Source organism: Klebsiella sp. RHBSTW-00484, assembly GCF_013705725.1.
Lineage (GTDB): Bacteria > Pseudomonadota > Gammaproteobacteria > Enterobacterales > Enterobacteriaceae > Klebsiella.
This window is the reverse complement of record NZ_CP055481.1, coordinates 3,707,107-3,722,619: the sequence shown is the minus strand read 5'-3', so window position 1 is coordinate 3,722,619 and position 15,513 is coordinate 3,707,107. Positions and strand designations below refer to the sequence as shown.

Genomic DNA, 15,513 nt, shown 5'->3' with positions numbered 1-15,513 from the left:
ATCTGTCTCCAGGATAAGCACGCAAAGTGCAAGTGGGACAGTGAACTGTTTATTCCCTGTGCCGCCAGGCTGAACAATGCAGGGATTATGTTGTCGGATTGCCCGAGTTTCCATTAAAATAGATCGGATCGATTTAAGCACACAAAGGGGGAAGTGCTTACTTATATGAAACATAAACCACAGATGATGAAAATGCGTTGGTTAAGCGCAGCCGTAATGTTGTCCCTGTGTACTTCATCTGCATGGGCATTCAGCATTGATGACGTCGCAAAAGAGGCTCAAACGTTAGCTGGCAAAGGCTATGAAGCGCCGAAAAGTAACCTGCCCTCTGCTTTCCGCGATATGAAGTATGCGGATTATCAGCAAATTCAGTTTAATCACGATAAAGCCTATTGGAATAATCTTAAAAGCCCATTCAAGCTTGAGTTTTACCACCAGGGGATGTATTTCGACACGCCGGTCACCATTAATGAAGTGACTGCCACCAGCGTGCGTAAAATTAAATATAACCCGGATTATTTCAATTTTGGTAATGTTCAGCACGACAAAGACACGGTTAAAGACCTGGGCTTTGCTGGCTTTAAAGTGCTGTATCCGATCAATAGCAAAGATAAGAACGACGAAATTGTCAGCATGCTCGGAGCAAGCTACTTCCGCGTATTGGGTCAGGGCCAGGTTTATGGGCTTTCTGCCCGTGGACTTGCTATCGATACTGCACTGCCTTCTGGCGAAGAATTCCCGCGTTTTCGTGAGTTCTGGATTGAACGTCCGAAAGCCACGGATAAACGCCTGACGATTTATGCGTTGCTGGACTCTCCGCGAGCAACCGGAGCCTATCGCTTTGTGGTGATGCCGGGCCGCGACACCGTTGTTGACGTACAATCGAAGGTCTACCTGCGCGACAAAGTGGGCAAGCTGGGCGTTGCTCCGCTGACCAGCATGTTCCTGTTTGGGCCACACCAGCCGTCTCCGACGACCAACTATCGCCCGGCGCTGCATGATTCCAACGGTCTCTCTATCCTCGCCGGAAATGGTGAATGGATCTGGCGTCCGCTGAATAATCCAAAACATCTGGCCGTCAGCAGCTACGCGATGGAAAACCCGCAAGGTTTTGGCCTGCTGCAGCGTGGCCGCCAGTTCTCTCGTTTCGAGGATCTTGACGATCGCTACGACCTGCGTCCAAGCGCGTGGATCACGCCAAAAGGCGACTGGGGTAAAGGTAAAATCGAACTGGTTGAAATTCCGACCAATGACGAGACCAACGATAATATCGTCACCTACTGGACGCCGGACCAATTGCCGGAGCCAGGCAAAGAGATGAACTTCAAATACACCATCACCTTCAGTCGCGATGAAGACAAACTGCATGCGCCAGATAACGCGTATGTGATGCAGACTCGTCGTTCCACTGGTGACGTGAAGCAATCGAATCTGATTCGCCAGCCGGATGGTACCATCGCCTTTATCGTCGATTTTACCGGCACTGAGATGAAAAAACTGCCCGCTGACACCGCGATAACCGCTCAGGCAAGCATCGGCGATAACGCTGAAATCGTTGAAAATACGGTGCGCTATAACCCGGTAACTAAAGGCTGGCGTATGATCCTGCGCGTGAAAGTAAAAGATCCGAAGAAAACGACGGAAATGCGCGCTGCGCTGGTCAATGCCGATCAGACGCTGAGTGAAACCTGGAGCTATCAGCTGCCTGCTAATGAATAAGATAACGAAGTACATCGACGCATTGCCGCTGTCGGATGCAGAAAAAGCCGCGTTGCCTGACGCCAGCCTGCAGGCCGTACATGAAGCACTGGACGCTGAACATCATGTCTATAAGCGTGAAGATGACTCGCCGCTGGGGTCAGTAAAATCACGACTGGAACACAGCTGGCCGGATTCACTGGCCGGTGACCAGTTGATGAAGGATGACGAAGGGCGTACTCAGTTGAATGCGATGCCGAAGGCAAAACGTTCCTCTATGTTCCCGGACCCCTGGCGTACTAACCCGGTCGGGCGCTTCTGGGACCGACTGCGTGGGCGTGACGTCACCCCACGCTATCTTTCTCGTCTGACGAAAGAAGAGCAGGAGAGCGAGCAGAAATGGCGTACCGTCGGCTCAATTCGTCGCTACATCCTGCTGTTGTTGACGCTGGCGCAGACCGTCGTGGCGACCTGGTATATGAAAACTATTCTGCCTTATCAGGGCTGGGCGCTGATCAACCCGGCAGATATGGTGGGGCAGAACCTGTGGATCTCCTTTATGCAACTGCTGCCATATGTGCTGCAGTCGGGGATTCTGATTCTGTTCGCCGTGCTTTTCTGCTGGGTTTCCGCTGGGTTCTGGACGGCGCTGATGGGCTTCCTGCAACTGCTAATTGGGCGTGATAAATACAGTATCTCTGCTTCGACGGTGGGGGATGAGGCGCTGAATCCGGAGCACCGCACGGCGCTCATTATGCCTATCTGCAACGAAGACGTTGACCGTGTTTTCGCTGGTCTGCGTGCAACCTGGGAATCGGTAAAAGCTTCCGGGAATGCTGAGCACTTTGACGTCTATATCCTCAGCGATAGCTACAACCCGGATATTTGCGTGGCTGAGCAAAAAGCGTGGATGGAGCTGATTGCTGAAGTGCAGGGCGAAGGGCAGATATTCTATCGCCGCCGCCGCCGCCGCGTGAAACGTAAAAGCGGTAACATCGATGACTTCTGCCGCCGCTGGGGTAGTCAGTATAGCTATATGGTCGTGCTGGATGCCGACTCCGTGATGAGCGGTGAATGTCTGAGCGGTCTGGTGCGCTTGATGGAAGCTAATCCGAATGCCGGTATTATCCAGTCATCGCCGCGCGCATCCGGAATGGATACGCTCTATGCTCGCTGCCAGCAGTTTGCCACCCGCGTTTACGGCCCGTTGTTCACCGCAGGCCTACACTTCTGGCAGTTAGGTGAATCGCATTACTGGGGCCATAACGCTATTATTCGCGTAAAACCGTTTATCGAGCACTGTGCCCTGGCACCGTTGCCTGGTGAGGGTAACTTCGCAGGTTCGATTCTGTCGCATGACTTCGTTGAAGCTGCATTGATGCGTCGTGCCGGGTGGGGGGTATGGATTGCCTATGATCTCCCAGGCTCTTATGAAGAGCTGCCGCCAAACCTGCTGGACGAACTGAAGCGCGATCGTCGCTGGTGTCAGGGAAACCTGATGAACTTCCGCCTGTTCCTGGTTAAGGGGATGCACCCGGTTCACCGCGCGGTATTCCTGACTGGCGTCATGTCCTATCTGTCGGCACCGCTGTGGTTTATGTTCCTTGCGCTCTCAACCGCCTTACAGGTGGTGCATGCATTGACCGAACCGCAATACTTCCTGCAGCCGCGACAGCTGTTCCCGGTCTGGCCGCAGTGGCGTCCGGAGCTGGCTATCGCGCTTTTTGCGTCAACGATGGTGCTGTTGTTCCTGCCGAAGCTGCTGAGTATCATTCTGGTATGGTGTAAAGGCTCGAAGGAGTACGGTGGATTCCTCCGCGTCACTCTTTCGCTGTTGTTGGAAGTGCTCTTCTCAGTACTGCTGGCGCCGGTGCGTATGCTGTTCCACACCGTGTTTGTGGTCAGTGCGTTTCTCGGTTGGGAAGTGGTCTGGAACTCACCGCAGCGTGATGATGACTCGACTCCGTGGGGCGAGGCGTTTATGCGCCATGGTTCACAGATGCTGCTGGGCCTGGTCTGGGCGGTCGGTATGGCGTGGTTGGATCTGCGTTTCCTGTTCTGGCTGGCGCCGATTGTGGTTTCGCTGATTCTGTCGCCGTTCGTGTCGGCCCTCTCCAGCCGTGCCACGCTAGGTCTGCGCAGTAAGCGCTGTAAGCTATTCCTGATCCCGGAAGAGTATTCGCCACCGCAGGTGCTGAAAGATACCGATGCGTACTTGACGCTGAATCGTCAGCGTTCTCTGGACGATGGTTTTATGCATGCCGTGTTTAATCCATCATTCAACGCATTGGCAACGGCAATGGCAACTGCGCGTCACCGCCATGGCCATATTCTGGATATCGCCCGTGAACGTCATGTTGAGCAGGCATTGAACGAGACGCCGGATAAACTCAACCGCGATCGTCGTCTGGTGTTGCTGAGCGACCCGGTTACAATGTCGCGTTTGCACTATCGCGTGTGGGCCGCGCCGGAGAAATACTCTTCGTGGGTGGATACCTACCAGCAATTGACGTTGAATCCGCTGGCGTTGAAAGTGAAGTAAGCCGTACGTAAAGGAAAATACCGGCAAAAATGCCGGTATTTTTTTACCTGAAAATAGAGGTTATAGATGAGAGTTTTACTGGTTATCGCCATGACGCTGGTTCTCAGCGGCTGCGGTAGCATTATCAGTCGCACGGTGCCGGGGCAGGGACATGGAAACCAGTATTATCCCGGCGTACAGTGGGATGTGCGTGATTCCTCATGGCGCTATATCACGATTCTCGATCTGCCCTTTTCGCTGGTGTTTGATACGCTATTGCTGCCGCTGGACGCCAGCCATGGCCCCTACAATTAATTAGCGTTCATCCCATTCATCGGCAGCGGCCTGGCCCTCTTCGGTGTCAAGAGAGGGTTCGAGCTGAAATTCACCTTCGTCCCACTCGTGCAGCGTATTTTCTTCCAGCCACTCCTGACGAAGCTCAATCTCATCATAGTCACCATCAAAAACGCTTTGTGCTGCCTGGCCGCTAAGTATTGGCAGACATTCGCCTTGCTCATCTTCATCGGCAAAAAATTCTGCTTGCCAGGCGATATCCCCATCCTGCAGCACGTATTTTTGAATATTTAATTGCTCGACGTTGGCGCTCTCTTCGTTGCTATCCGGATTATTAACAAGAAACTCTTCGCGGGCCGCATCGATAGCTTCTTCGAGCGTGGCATAGAACATCGAATCCTTTGGCATGGCTAACCCCCTAAGAAGAATAGAAATGAACACGATTCAATCTATAGAAGGCAGTTGGCAAAGCGTCAAGGGAGGTAACCCCCATTGCGTTATTAATTTACTGAATGATTGCCGGAACTCGCGTCGTCCGTGGGTGGAACGCGGCGCGGACGACGCAGAGTGAGGGTAGAGTAAACCGCGTTGAACAGAACCACGCAGGCGGTGACTAAAAAGACCGCGCGAAAACCGTAATTGGCGGAAACCGATGCGCCAATCAATGGACCCGTCACGTTGCCAATATCGCGGAACGACTGGTTATAGCTGAAGATTCGTCCGGCAATTTGGCTGGTGGAGTTATATACCAGCAGCGTCTGTACGGCGGGCAGTAGCGCACCGTCAGCGGCACCCAACAGGAAACGCAGAATCCCAAGCTGCAACGGCGTCTGGACGAACGACATCGGTATCAGCAGTAGAACCGAAATCACCAGGGCGACAATCAGGATTTTTTCCGGACCAATTCGGTCGCCCAGCTTTCCTAGTCTGGGGGCGCTGAGCAGTGCGGCAATACCGGGTACCGAGGCAATCATGCCGCTGATGAACGCAATATTGCTGACGTTACCGGCCAGATCGCGCACGTATAGCGTCAGAATTGGCGCAATTGAGCCAGTGGCAACCTGGATGATTAATGAGGTCACAAACAGGCTTAGGACCAGTTTGGGATTTTTCAGCGAAGAGAAAACATCTTTCGCACTGAGCATCTCTTTTTTGCTGACTGCGACGAAATTCTCGCGAATGAGAGACAGGGTAAACAAGAAGCAGATAAACAGAACAGCCGCAGTCATAAAAAAGACGGTACGCAATCCCCAGTGATCGGCCAGGAAACCACCAGCCAGTGGCCCAAGCAGCGCGCCGCTGACCGCACCCGTCGACAGAGTGCCCAGCGCCCAGCCGCTTTTATGCCGGGGGATTTGGGTCGCTATCAGGGCATTGGCATTGGGAATGAATCCACCCAACAGGCCCAAAAGCGCGCGCAAGATCAGAAATTGCCAGATATTCTGCGCCAGTCCCATCAGCAACATGACAATAGCCATACCGAGCGCAGAACGCAGCAGCATAATTTTACGCCCTTTACGATCAGCAAGGCCGCCCCAGAACGGTGAGGCAATTGCAGAGAATAAAAAGGTGATACTGAAGACTATCCCCGACCACATGTTGAGGGCGCTATGACCGGTTACGCCGAGCTGTTCAACGTAGAGAGGAAGAAAAGGCATCACCAGGCTAAACGCGGCGCCGGTTAAAAAGCAGCCGAGCCAGGTCACGGTGAGATTGCGTTTCCAGTTAATCGGGGTATCAGCAGAGGGCATAGGATTCCACTGGCCTGCGATGCAGGTCAAATAATTGAAAATATGAGCTTGCTAATTATGCGCCTGAGAAATGATCGTCGCAATGGACGACAGCTTTTAAAGCTAAAACAGGTCCAGAGTCTGCTCGCCAATCCCTACATCTGCGCTCAGATGCGGGATCGGGGCATTTGCCGGATCAATAACGAGAAGGGACGCCAGGTGGACGAGTCTTGAAGCGACGGTGCATCCACATGTACTGCTCTGGGGCCATCAGAATGCATTTCTCGATGATTTTGTTCATCCAGATAGCGGTTGTCTCGGCATCATCCAGGGGCGGATCGCATTCCGGCGGCAGCATAATCAGCTCATAACCTTTACCGTCAGGTTTGCGACGAGGCACGAACGGGACGATGCAGGCTTTCGACATTTTTGCCAGCATCCAGGTTCCTGAGGTTGTGGCAGCCTGATCGACCGCGAAAAAAGGAGCAAACACGCTGGCTACCGGGCCGTAATCGTGATCTGGTGCGTACCAGATCACATCACCTCTCTTCAGCGCGCGGATCATGCCTTTTAGATCCTTGCGGTCAATCATATCTTTGTTGGAACGTAATCGCCCCCACGTCTGCAGCCAGTCGATAAGCGGATTGTCGTTTGGGCGGTAGACGCCGATACCAGGTTCATTCATACCGAACATGCGTGCACCCATCTCCAGCGTCAGGAAGTGGATGCCAATAAGCAGAATACCGCGGTTCTGTGCCTGTACGGCCCGAATATGTTCAACGCCAATGGAATCGGTCCAGCGCGCGATACGCTGAGCTGGCCAGAACCAGGCCATGCCGGTCTCCATTAAACCCATACCGACAGATTCAAAGTTGGCAACCACCATCCGGCGGCGTTCTTGCTCGCTCATTTCGGGAAAACAGAGTTCCAGATTGCGAGAGGCTATTTTAGCCCGGCGACGCATCAGGAGTCTGGCCAGGTGGCCCAGCCCGGTACCAAGGCGGTAAATCACCGGATAAGGAAGTTGTACGACCAACCAAAGCAGGCCAACGCCAAACCAAAGTAACCAATAACGTGGATGCAGCAACGCTGCAGAAAATTTAGGTAAATGGGTCATCTCATACCTGTTCTATTAAGCAACGCGTTCCATTATCGCATTTTTTTATACATCAGCCAAAATGACAGTCTCTGAAGGCATTTATTGTTAATAGTCATCAATGTGGATGAGAGAAATGTAGCTAAAAATGTGGGGATGTAAATTGTTGGTGTTTGCTATATGATGCCCGCCGTTTATTGACCCATTGATTATGCCGAGCAGGTACACCATGCCAGTGTTACATAACCGCATTTCAAATGAGACGTTAAAAGCGCAAATGTTGGCTGAAACCGAGCCGCGCACGACGATCTCATTTTATAAGTATTTCACTATTATCGATCCGAAAGCGACCCGTGATGCGCTGTGGCTAGCGCTGACCAAATTGAACGTTTTTGGACGTATTTACCTGGCCCATGAGGGTATTAACGCACAGATCAGCGTTCCGCAGAGCCGAGTCGATGCATTACGTGAATTTTTGTATGGCTTTGATCCGGCACTGAAAGGTCTGCGCCTCAATATCGCCCTGGACGACGATGGTAAATCCTTCTGGGTTCTGCGACTCAAAGTTCGTGACCGCATTGTCGCTGACGGTATTGATGATCCAACGTTTGATGCTTCAGACGTGGGAGATTATCTGAAGGCCGCGGAAGTGAATGCTATGCTTGATGATCCAGACGCGGTCTTTATCGATATGCGTAACCATTACGAATTCGAAGTTGGTCATTTTGATAATGCGCTGGAAATTCCAGCGGATACTTTCCGCGATCAGTTGCCGAAAGCCGTCGAAATGATGCAGGAACATAAAGATAAAAAGATCGTTATGTACTGCACCGGCGGGATTCGCTGTGAAAAAGCCAGCGCCTGGATGAAGCATAACGGCTTCAGTAAAGTCTGGCATATTGAAGGCGGTATTATCGAGTACGCCCGCCGTGCCCGCGAGCAGGGGCTACCGGTACGCTTTGTCGGTAAGAATTTTGTTTTTGATGAGCGTATGGGAGAGCGGATCTCAGACGATGTGATCGCTCATTGTCATCAGTGCGGTACATCCTGCGATAGCCATACCAACTGTCTGAACGATGGCTGTCACCTGCTGTTTATTCAGTGCCCAGACTGCGCGGAAAAATTTGCCGGGTGCTGTAGCGAAGCCTGTATGGAAGAGCATAAGCTGCCGGAAGAGGAGCAGCGGAAACTGCGTGCCGGGCGCGAAAATGGCAATAAAATCTTCAATAAATCTCGCGGTCGTCTAAACACCAGGTTAGGGATCCCGGATCCTGAGTCTTCAGAAAAACCATAACCAGATGAGATCGATAATCGCCAGTAGAAGCCACAGCGCCAGATAAATCATAAAATGCTCGCGGACGTTGTTGACCAGTAATTCAAGCAGGCGACGCATAAAATCTCTCAGTGATTAACGGCCTCAATCGAGGCCGTTGTTTTTTGCACGGTTGCAGAACCGCAGAGTTGGCTATTATTGCTGAAAGCGAGCCAGCGAAAAGGGTGTCAGATCAAACTCAGAAGGTTCACCAAGTGCGAACTGTACGGCAAGCTCTCCCAGTACTGGAGCGAATTTAAAGCCGTGTCCGCTTAACCCGGTAATCAAGAGCGTATTGGGCTGTTCGGGAAGAGTATCAATAATGAAGTCTTCATCAGCCGTATTATCGTAGGTACAGGATGCGCCATGGAGACAGCCGCCGATACCGGGCAATACGTTGCGCAGGAAGTTGAAAGATTCGGAGCCATCAGTAGCAACTGCGCCGAATGGTGCGCGCTCTTCGGGGGCTGAAATGAGCTGCCCCCCGTTATGTTTGCCTATTTTCAACTCATTGTCTTCGGCCGGGAAACCGTAATATTGATCGCCATTGGGTAATTCGCCCGTAAACGCCGGGAAGTTATTTTTGGTACTGTAGCGGCCATCGGCCTGAAACCAGGCAAAAATCTTACGGACCGGTTGAACAGGCAGATTTGGCAGCAGGCGAGTGGCCCAGGTTCCGGCGCTGACCAGCAGTTTTTTACCGCTGTATTCACCATCTACTGTTTCTACTGTTATACCGTTCGGCTGATGATGAATGGCGGAGACCGGGCAATTGAATAGCTGGGCCGCGCCTGCTTCGCGGGCGAGGCGGATCCAGGTCTCAATAGCCAATTCGCTGCGCAATATACCGGATGCCGGTTCAAATATTGCCTGATAATCATGTGGTACACGGATTTCCGGCCAGCGAGCCATCACGGCCTGGCCATCCATTTCTTCGATATTGAGCTGGAATTGGCGCGCGCTATTGGCAACGTTGCGCAGAAATTCGGAGTTTGCGGGCCCAAGATTAATGACCCCCGTGCGTTCAAAAACGGCTTCACCGCTGGCGGCGGCAAATTCATCCCACATTTTTTGTGCTCGTAGCACCAGAGGGACATACCTTTCACCTTCGCCATAGGCGTGACGAATGAGGCGCGTGTTACCGTGATGGCTGCCTTCCTGATGTGGAGGCTGATGTGAATCGATCATCAGAACGTTAAGCCCTGCCTGTCGCGCATAATAGCCTGCGGCGGAGCCAACGGAGCCGCTACCGATAATGATGAGGTCATATTGCATGGTGAGTTCCGGGTTATTGCTTTATTAGCAGGGTAATTAACAACCCGCAGTTATACAAGTCCGAAAATAGTTCAGGCACCCATAGGTGCCTGTTCAGTGAATATTTAGACATTAGTGCGTTATTGCTAATGTCTGCGATACTCATTTTCCTGGTATTCGCCGGATTCAATCTTCGCAATACCTGCTTCCAGAATAGAAATAAACTGACGTGCGACGTCCGTTGTTAGCCATAGCGTCTGGCCAATTTCTGCGTCTCTACTGCTTTCTTGAGTGGGGTTTTGGTAGTGCAGGCGCAACATCAGTGCATCGTAGCTATCCACGGTGCTGATGTCCCATCCAACGAGGGGATGGGTCTGGATGACTTCATTATTCTTTTCCATCATAACCCCTTCTTCATATGTTAAAAGACAACAGTTCTCGAGGTTCAATGCATATTTTCTGAAGCAAATTAATTATATCAGTAGTCAAGAATAAACTCGAGAAATTAAACGAAATAGAGATACATACGCCACTGATTGCTGATTTTTTGTGCTCGCGAGGTTTCATTCTTCGTTATTTTATAAGGGCGTAAGCGGGGGCAATAGGGAATGTCTGAGTATGAAAAGAATAAAAAAGCCGGGGCGACCCGGCAAAAAGTTGCACAATGAGGGAGCAAATTTAATTGACTAGTCGCGGACAAACCAATCGTCGGCGCTTTCCCAGGTTTCTTGCAGGATTTCGCTAATCCGGTCTTTATCTTCTTTCAAACCGCCGATGACCGACAAATTGTTATTGGCCGCATATCGGACCGTCACCTGACTTGACATCGAAGGGAACTGTTGATCGATACGCCGCGAGAGTTCACTGTTCAGCGCTTCTAAGGCGCCGCTGGGTAAGGCTGTAGATTTGGCGATAGACACTTCAATGCGCATAATTGCCCCCTGTGTAATATACTGTTTATTTATACAGTATCATTTGCACGTTTACAACAGGGAGCGCGGGATTTATTTTTTCATCGTCCAGCGCACGGTTTCTCCGGCGAGGAACGGCACCAGTGAATCGCCTGGCAGTGAGATACTCTCTACCACTGTGCTTTCTTCACGCACCAGTTCAACGTAGGTTTCATTGACCGGCAGACCATAGAAACGTGGGCCATTAAGTGAACAAAAAGCTTCAAAGTGCTGTAGGGCGTTCATCTCTTCAAACACCGTCGCGTAACTTCCCAACGCGGTTGGCGCGTTGAAACAACCTGCGCAGCCGCAACTGGCCTCCTTGCGGTGACGGGCATGCGGGGCGGAGTCGGTGCCAAGGAAGGCTCGCTCGAAACCGCTGGCGACCAGTTCACGCAGTGCCTGCTGGTGGATATTGCGTTTCAAAATCGGTAGACAGTAAAGGTGAGGGCGCACGCCGCCAACCAGCATATGGTTGCGGTTAAACATCAGATGCTGAGGGGTAATGGTGGCCGCCAGCAGGTCGTTACCATCGCGTACATACTCAGCGGCGTCTTTCGTGGTGATATGTTCGAAGACAACCTTCAGGCCGGGCAGACGCTGGCGCAAAGGCTCCATGACCGTGTCAATAAAGCGTGCTTCTCTGTCGAAAATATCAATATCAGGGTGGGTGACTTCACCGTGAACCAGCAGCGGCATGCCCAGTTTTTCCATACGTTCAAGCACTGGCATGATGGCATCGGTGCTGGTAACGCCATGGCTGGAGTTGGTCGTGGCATTGGCCGGATAGAGTTTGGCGGCAGTAAACACGCCCTCGTTAAATCCGCGTTCCAGTTCTGCCGGGTCGAGTGTATCGGTCAGATAGCAGGTCATTAGCGGTGTAAAATCATGATCCGCAGGGACGGCATCAAGAATACGCTGGCGGTAGGCGATGGCGGCTTCTACTGTGGTGACAGGAGGGACCAGATTCGGCATCACGATTGCCCGGCCATAAAATTCACTGGTATAAGGCACGACGGTTTTTAACATATCGTCATCGCGCAGATGAATATGCCAGTCGTCAGGGCGGCGGATTTTCAATACCTGGGATTGTGCTGTCATGGAAGGCTCCGGCTAATAAGTTCAGTCATCAGGGCTGTTTTTGCCGGGCACTAAGGATAAGCGTAAACGTTTTCCTTTGCATCAATTTCCGTAAAAAAACGGGCGCTGAAGCGCCCGAAGAATTAATTGGTGAAGGGGATGATGATCTCCCCAGGTTTCACCTCGATACCTTTAGCATACTTTTTCGCCAATGCTTCACCCGTGCTGGCATCTTCGCGCAGCACGTAAGCGGGCTGTTGATTGAAGTAGCTACGTAGTGATTGATTGAGATAGGGGATTAGCGTTTGGACGACAGACTGCAGCTTCTCAGGGTGGACTTTCGCATCAACAACTTCCATCTCCTGCAAGAAAATGGCCCCTTTTTCTTTATTAAATACCGGTAGCGCTTTGAGCTTCAGATCAATGGTTGCTTTCTGGTTACCGAATAATGAATTCAGATCTAAATTCGCCACTCCGCTTAGCGTCACTTTGTTCGGTTCTTCACGACCAATGGCGCTGGTAAGGTTTTTCAGCTCAATGTGGGCATCCGCTACGCCAGGCAGGCCAATATCCTTGGCGAAGTGATTACGTTTCTGCAGCGCCTGGTTGATTTCCTGCTCGCTAACCGAATATTGCGTAAGCTGGTTACAGCCGCTCAGAAGGCCGCTAACAATAAGCGCGGCCGCGATAAACATCTTTTTCATTGGGTTCCTTAATGTCATGCCATAGGTTCATCCTGACACAAAGCAGCATGGCCTACCAGCACGGGAGGTGCTAGCGGAAAAGACTGAAAAAGAAGCGAGGCGGCAGCGAACGACCAAACCTTTCGCTGCCTTAGGTCTAAATGGCCATAGATGACAGTAAATTAATCTGCGTCTGTTTGGCCATATTATCGCGGTAGGCGGCGACGCGACTTGGCCAGCTCACACCTGCGACCAGCGTCAGGCTGCGCAGTAGCGGAAAGAGATGAATATCATCTTCAGACAGTTCCCCATTAACGGCGTTCGGCTGAACTATCAGTTTATCCAGCGCCCGCAGATCGTCACTGATGTTCTTAACCAGCCCGGGGGAATGTGCGAGATGATCGGCAAAACTGCCAATTGACGCTTCTTTCTTATTCACAAAATAAGTGCGCGCTTCAGGCGTAGAGAATTCATCAAAGGAAGACTTTGCGAAACGCGGCATCAGCAGGCGGTTGGCATAGGTGTTGACTTTACGCAACCAGGTTTCAATCGCCGGATTACGTGGGCCGGTGAGCAGCTGTTGGCGATCCAGTTTATCGATGTAATGCACGATATCCATGCTTTCCGGCATGTAGCGACTGTCGTCTTTTTGCAGAATAGGCACCATCTTCTGACCGATCATTCGGGTTGGGGTTGATTCATCATCCTCCAGAATCGTGATCAGTTCGACGGGGATATTCTTCAGGCCGAAAATCATGCGGGCTTTAAGGCAGAATGGGCAGTGATCGTAGATATATAACTTCACGTTTCTCCTCCATAGTGACTGAGTGTCCTGAATTCATTATGGAAGAGAAACGAGGGTCCGGCAACTTAGGTGCGCGGTTCCAGCATTCCGGAGGTCGAACGTTTAGGGCTGAACTGCCACCACAGCGCGATAAATGTTGCAAAGCCGATGATGCCTAACATCAACCACGGTAGCTCAGGTTGTCCGGCGGCTTTACCTGCGTCAAAAAGCCAGCCTCCGCCTGCGTAACCGAAGGCACCGCCAAAGGCTAATCCTAAGCGGCTAAAGCCCATGTAGCTACCTCGTGCTCTGGAGTCTGCCAGCGAAGCCCCCAGCGTTTCACGCGCGGGTTCAGCAATAATGGAACCTATATAGAAGATGCAGATCAGCGTAAACAGTTGCTGTAGGTTGCTGCTTAAGCCAATCGGCATCATGGCCAGCGTCATGACCAACAGGCCGGCCATCAAACGATGTTCAAGGCGAAAGCGTTTTTCACTCCAGCGGGCAATCGGATAAAGCAGGGTCAGTGAAATATCTGCTTCAATGGCATACATCCATTTTACCGCTGATGGAGAACCGGCAATGTCGTTGACCATGATTGGCAGCATTAACATGACCTGAACCGCCAGCATATAGTAGCCCGTCAGCGTCAGAACATAGGTGACAAAGCGTTTGTCACGGAGTACCCGACCCAGCCCTTCACGCACGGGTGTTTTCACCGTAGAGAGTTTCCAGGCGGGAAGATACCAGGCGTTAAATGCCGCACAGACGATGAACAACGCAGCCCCGGCGCTACAAACCAGACGAAAATCATATTGCAACAGCCAACTGCCTAACAGCGCGCCGATTACCGCTCCCGCGCTATCCTGCATCATCAGAATAGAGAAAAAGCGGCCACGTTGATGCGGGCGTACAAGTTTGACCACCAGGGCTGCTCGCGGCGGGTCGAATAGGGTGCCGCCAAGACCGGAGAGAATGCAGGATAGCCATAATACCCACGGTTCATGGGCGATGGCCATGGCAGCAAAACCACCGGCTCGCATCAGCATGCCGGTGACAATCATGGGTTTGGCGCCGAAACGGTCGGCAACCGCGCCGCCAAAGATACCTAATCCTTGCTGCACCAGCTGGCGCAGACCTAGTGCGATCCCGACCATGAGTGCTGCCCAGCCCATTTGGTCGACAAAGCGAATAGAGATCAGCGGAAATACGACAAAAAAGCCGAGCACCACCAGCATGTTATCGACTAACAGGAAATATTTACCCAGGCTCCGTGCCTGCGATACGCGGGACATTTCCCCTCCAGGGAAAAATAAGGATAAGCTCTGACATTCTGCGGGGTAGAAGGTTATTTTCCCAGCTAACTTGCGACAATATTTTTTTATCAAAATGCAAGAACGATAGAGGCTATTCATCGAAAAGCGGAGATGGTGCAGAAAATGGTATGTTGCTGTTTTCACACTGCCGCGCAGGACAGGTATAGTAAAGTGAGCAAGTATTGCGTCAGGGGAACAGGAGAGGGGAATGTTTGGCTATCGCAGTAACGTACCGAAGGTGCGTTTGACGACGGACCGGCTGATGGTACGCCTGGTTCACGATCGTGACGCCTGGCGTCTGGCCGATTATTACGCGGAGAATAAAGGGTTCTTAAAACCCTGGGAGCCAGTGCGCGATGACAGCCACTGTTACCCTTCCGGTTGGCAGGCGCGTTTGTCGATGATCTCGGAGTTTCATAAGCAAGGTTCAGCATTTTATTTTGCTCTGCTTGATGCGGAAGAAAAAGAAATTGTCGGCGTGGCGAATTTTTCCAATGTCGTGCGCGGGTCGTTTCACGCCTGTTATCTCGGTTATTCCATCGGTGAGAAATGGCAGGGACAGGGACTGATGTTCGAAGCATTAACTTCGGCCATTCGCTATATGCAACGCACGCAACATATCCACCGCATAATGGCAAACTATATGCCGCATAATCAGCGCAGCGGCGATTTACTGGCGCGTTTAGGCTTTGAAAAAGAGGGTTACGCCAAAGATTATCTGCTGATCGATGGGCAGTGGCGTGATCATGTATTGACGGCGTTGACGACACCGGACTGGATCCCAGGTCGCTAAGG

At 51.7% G+C, this 15,513-nt stretch carries 16 protein-coding genes; 5 read left to right on the top strand and 11 right to left on the bottom strand.

Translation table 11 applies throughout. The annotated features are described in order from the left end of the window. Positions 1 to 165 precede the first annotated feature (165 nt). From mdoG to HV213_RS17730, 3 genes are all read left to right on the top strand, one after another. The gene (mdoG, locus tag HV213_RS17740; protein ID WP_112217198.1) at positions 166 to 1,719 is read left to right on the top strand and encodes a glucans biosynthesis protein MdoG; all 1,554 of its coding nucleotides are present in this window, start codon (positions 166 to 168) and stop codon (positions 1,717 to 1,719) included. Then, positions 1,712 to 4,240, top strand: a complete 2,529-nt coding sequence (mdoH, locus tag HV213_RS17735) for a glucans biosynthesis glucosyltransferase MdoH (protein ID WP_181482712.1) — start codon at positions 1,712 to 1,714, stop codon at positions 4,238 to 4,240. Before mdoG ends, mdoH begins: the two co-directional genes overlap by 8 nt. Before the next feature lie 66 nt (positions 4,241 to 4,306). Continuing rightward, the gene (locus HV213_RS17730) at positions 4,307 to 4,534 is read left to right on the top strand and encodes a YceK/YidQ family lipoprotein (protein ID WP_110277090.1); all 228 of its coding nucleotides are present in this window, start codon (positions 4,307 to 4,309) and stop codon (positions 4,532 to 4,534) included. On the opposite strand, the gene HV213_RS17725 is transcribed toward HV213_RS17730, so the two are convergent. The 3 genes from HV213_RS17725 to HV213_RS17715 all read right to left on the bottom strand — a co-directional run bounded on the left by HV213_RS17725 (position 4,535) and on the right by HV213_RS17715 (position 7,360). Continuing rightward, positions 4,535 to 4,921, bottom strand: coding sequence for a MysB family protein (locus tag HV213_RS17725; RefSeq protein ID WP_181482711.1), 387 nt, complete (start codon positions 4,919 to 4,921; stop codon positions 4,535 to 4,537). It lies immediately after the preceding gene. A 92-nt stretch (positions 4,922 to 5,013) separates the two neighbouring features. Further along, positions 5,014 to 6,264, bottom strand: coding sequence for a multidrug efflux MFS transporter MdtG (gene mdtG / locus HV213_RS17720; RefSeq protein WP_110277092.1), 1,251 nt, complete (start codon positions 6,262 to 6,264; stop codon positions 5,014 to 5,016). A gap of 175 nt (positions 6,265 to 6,439) precedes the next feature. Then, entirely contained in the window at positions 6,440 to 7,360 is a 921-nt protein-coding gene (locus HV213_RS17715) for a Kdo(2)-lipid IV(A) acyltransferase (RefSeq protein ID WP_181482710.1), read from the bottom strand. A gap of 208 nt (positions 7,361 to 7,568) precedes the next feature. Between HV213_RS17715 and trhO the strand changes: the two genes are divergently transcribed. Next, a complete protein-coding gene (gene trhO, locus HV213_RS17710) occupies positions 7,569 to 8,633 on the top strand; it encodes an oxygen-dependent tRNA uridine(34) hydroxylase TrhO (protein ID WP_181482709.1) in 1,065 nt (354 codons plus the stop codon). Here the strand turns inward: trhO and HV213_RS17705 are convergent. The 8 genes from HV213_RS17705 to mdtH form a co-directional block, all read right to left on the bottom strand. Further along, on the bottom strand, positions 8,619 to 8,732 hold the full coding sequence (locus tag HV213_RS17705) for a DUF2770 family protein (protein ID WP_181482708.1): 114 nt from the start codon (positions 8,730 to 8,732) through the stop codon (positions 8,619 to 8,621). The two genes, trhO and HV213_RS17705, sit on opposite strands and share 15 nt — an antisense overlap. A 75-nt stretch (positions 8,733 to 8,807) precedes the next feature. Then, positions 8,808 to 9,926, bottom strand: coding sequence for an N-methyl-L-tryptophan oxidase (gene solA, locus HV213_RS17700; RefSeq protein WP_181482707.1), 1,119 nt, complete (start codon positions 9,924 to 9,926; stop codon positions 8,808 to 8,810). A 125-nt stretch (positions 9,927 to 10,051) separates the two neighbouring features. After that, the gene (gene bssS, locus HV213_RS17695) at positions 10,052 to 10,306 is read right to left on the bottom strand and encodes a biofilm formation regulator BssS (RefSeq protein ID WP_110277097.1); all 255 of its coding nucleotides are present in this window, start codon (positions 10,304 to 10,306) and stop codon (positions 10,052 to 10,054) included. 285 nt (positions 10,307 to 10,591) lie between these two features. Continuing rightward, a complete protein-coding gene (gene dinI / locus HV213_RS17690) occupies positions 10,592 to 10,837 on the bottom strand; it encodes a DNA damage-inducible protein I (protein ID WP_181482706.1) in 246 nt (81 codons plus the stop codon). 72 nt (positions 10,838 to 10,909) lie between these two features. After that, positions 10,910 to 11,956 (bottom strand): dihydroorotase, encoded by a 1,047-nt coding sequence (gene pyrC / locus HV213_RS17685; protein WP_181482705.1) that lies wholly within the window; start codon positions 11,954 to 11,956, stop codon positions 10,910 to 10,912. Positions 11,957 to 12,078: 122 nt separating this feature from the next. Further along, on the bottom strand, positions 12,079 to 12,639 hold the full coding sequence (locus tag HV213_RS17680; RefSeq protein WP_112217206.1) for a lipoprotein: 561 nt from the start codon (positions 12,637 to 12,639) through the stop codon (positions 12,079 to 12,081). Positions 12,640 to 12,775: 136 nt separating this feature from the next. Next, complete coding sequence (gene grxB, locus HV213_RS17675) at positions 12,776 to 13,423, bottom strand: glutaredoxin 2 (RefSeq protein WP_181482704.1); 648 nt, start codon at positions 13,421 to 13,423, stop codon at positions 12,776 to 12,778. Positions 13,424 to 13,488: 65 nt separating this feature from the next. Continuing rightward, positions 13,489 to 14,697, bottom strand: coding sequence for a multidrug efflux MFS transporter MdtH (mdtH, locus tag HV213_RS17670; protein WP_181482703.1), 1,209 nt, complete (start codon positions 14,695 to 14,697; stop codon positions 13,489 to 13,491). Positions 14,698 to 14,926: 229 nt separating this feature from the next. Between mdtH and rimJ the strand changes: the two genes are divergently transcribed. Further along, a complete protein-coding gene (gene rimJ / locus HV213_RS17665) occupies positions 14,927 to 15,511 on the top strand; it encodes a ribosomal protein S5-alanine N-acetyltransferase (protein WP_181482702.1) in 585 nt (194 codons plus the stop codon). The last annotated feature ends 2 nt before the right edge of the window (positions 15,512 to 15,513 follow it).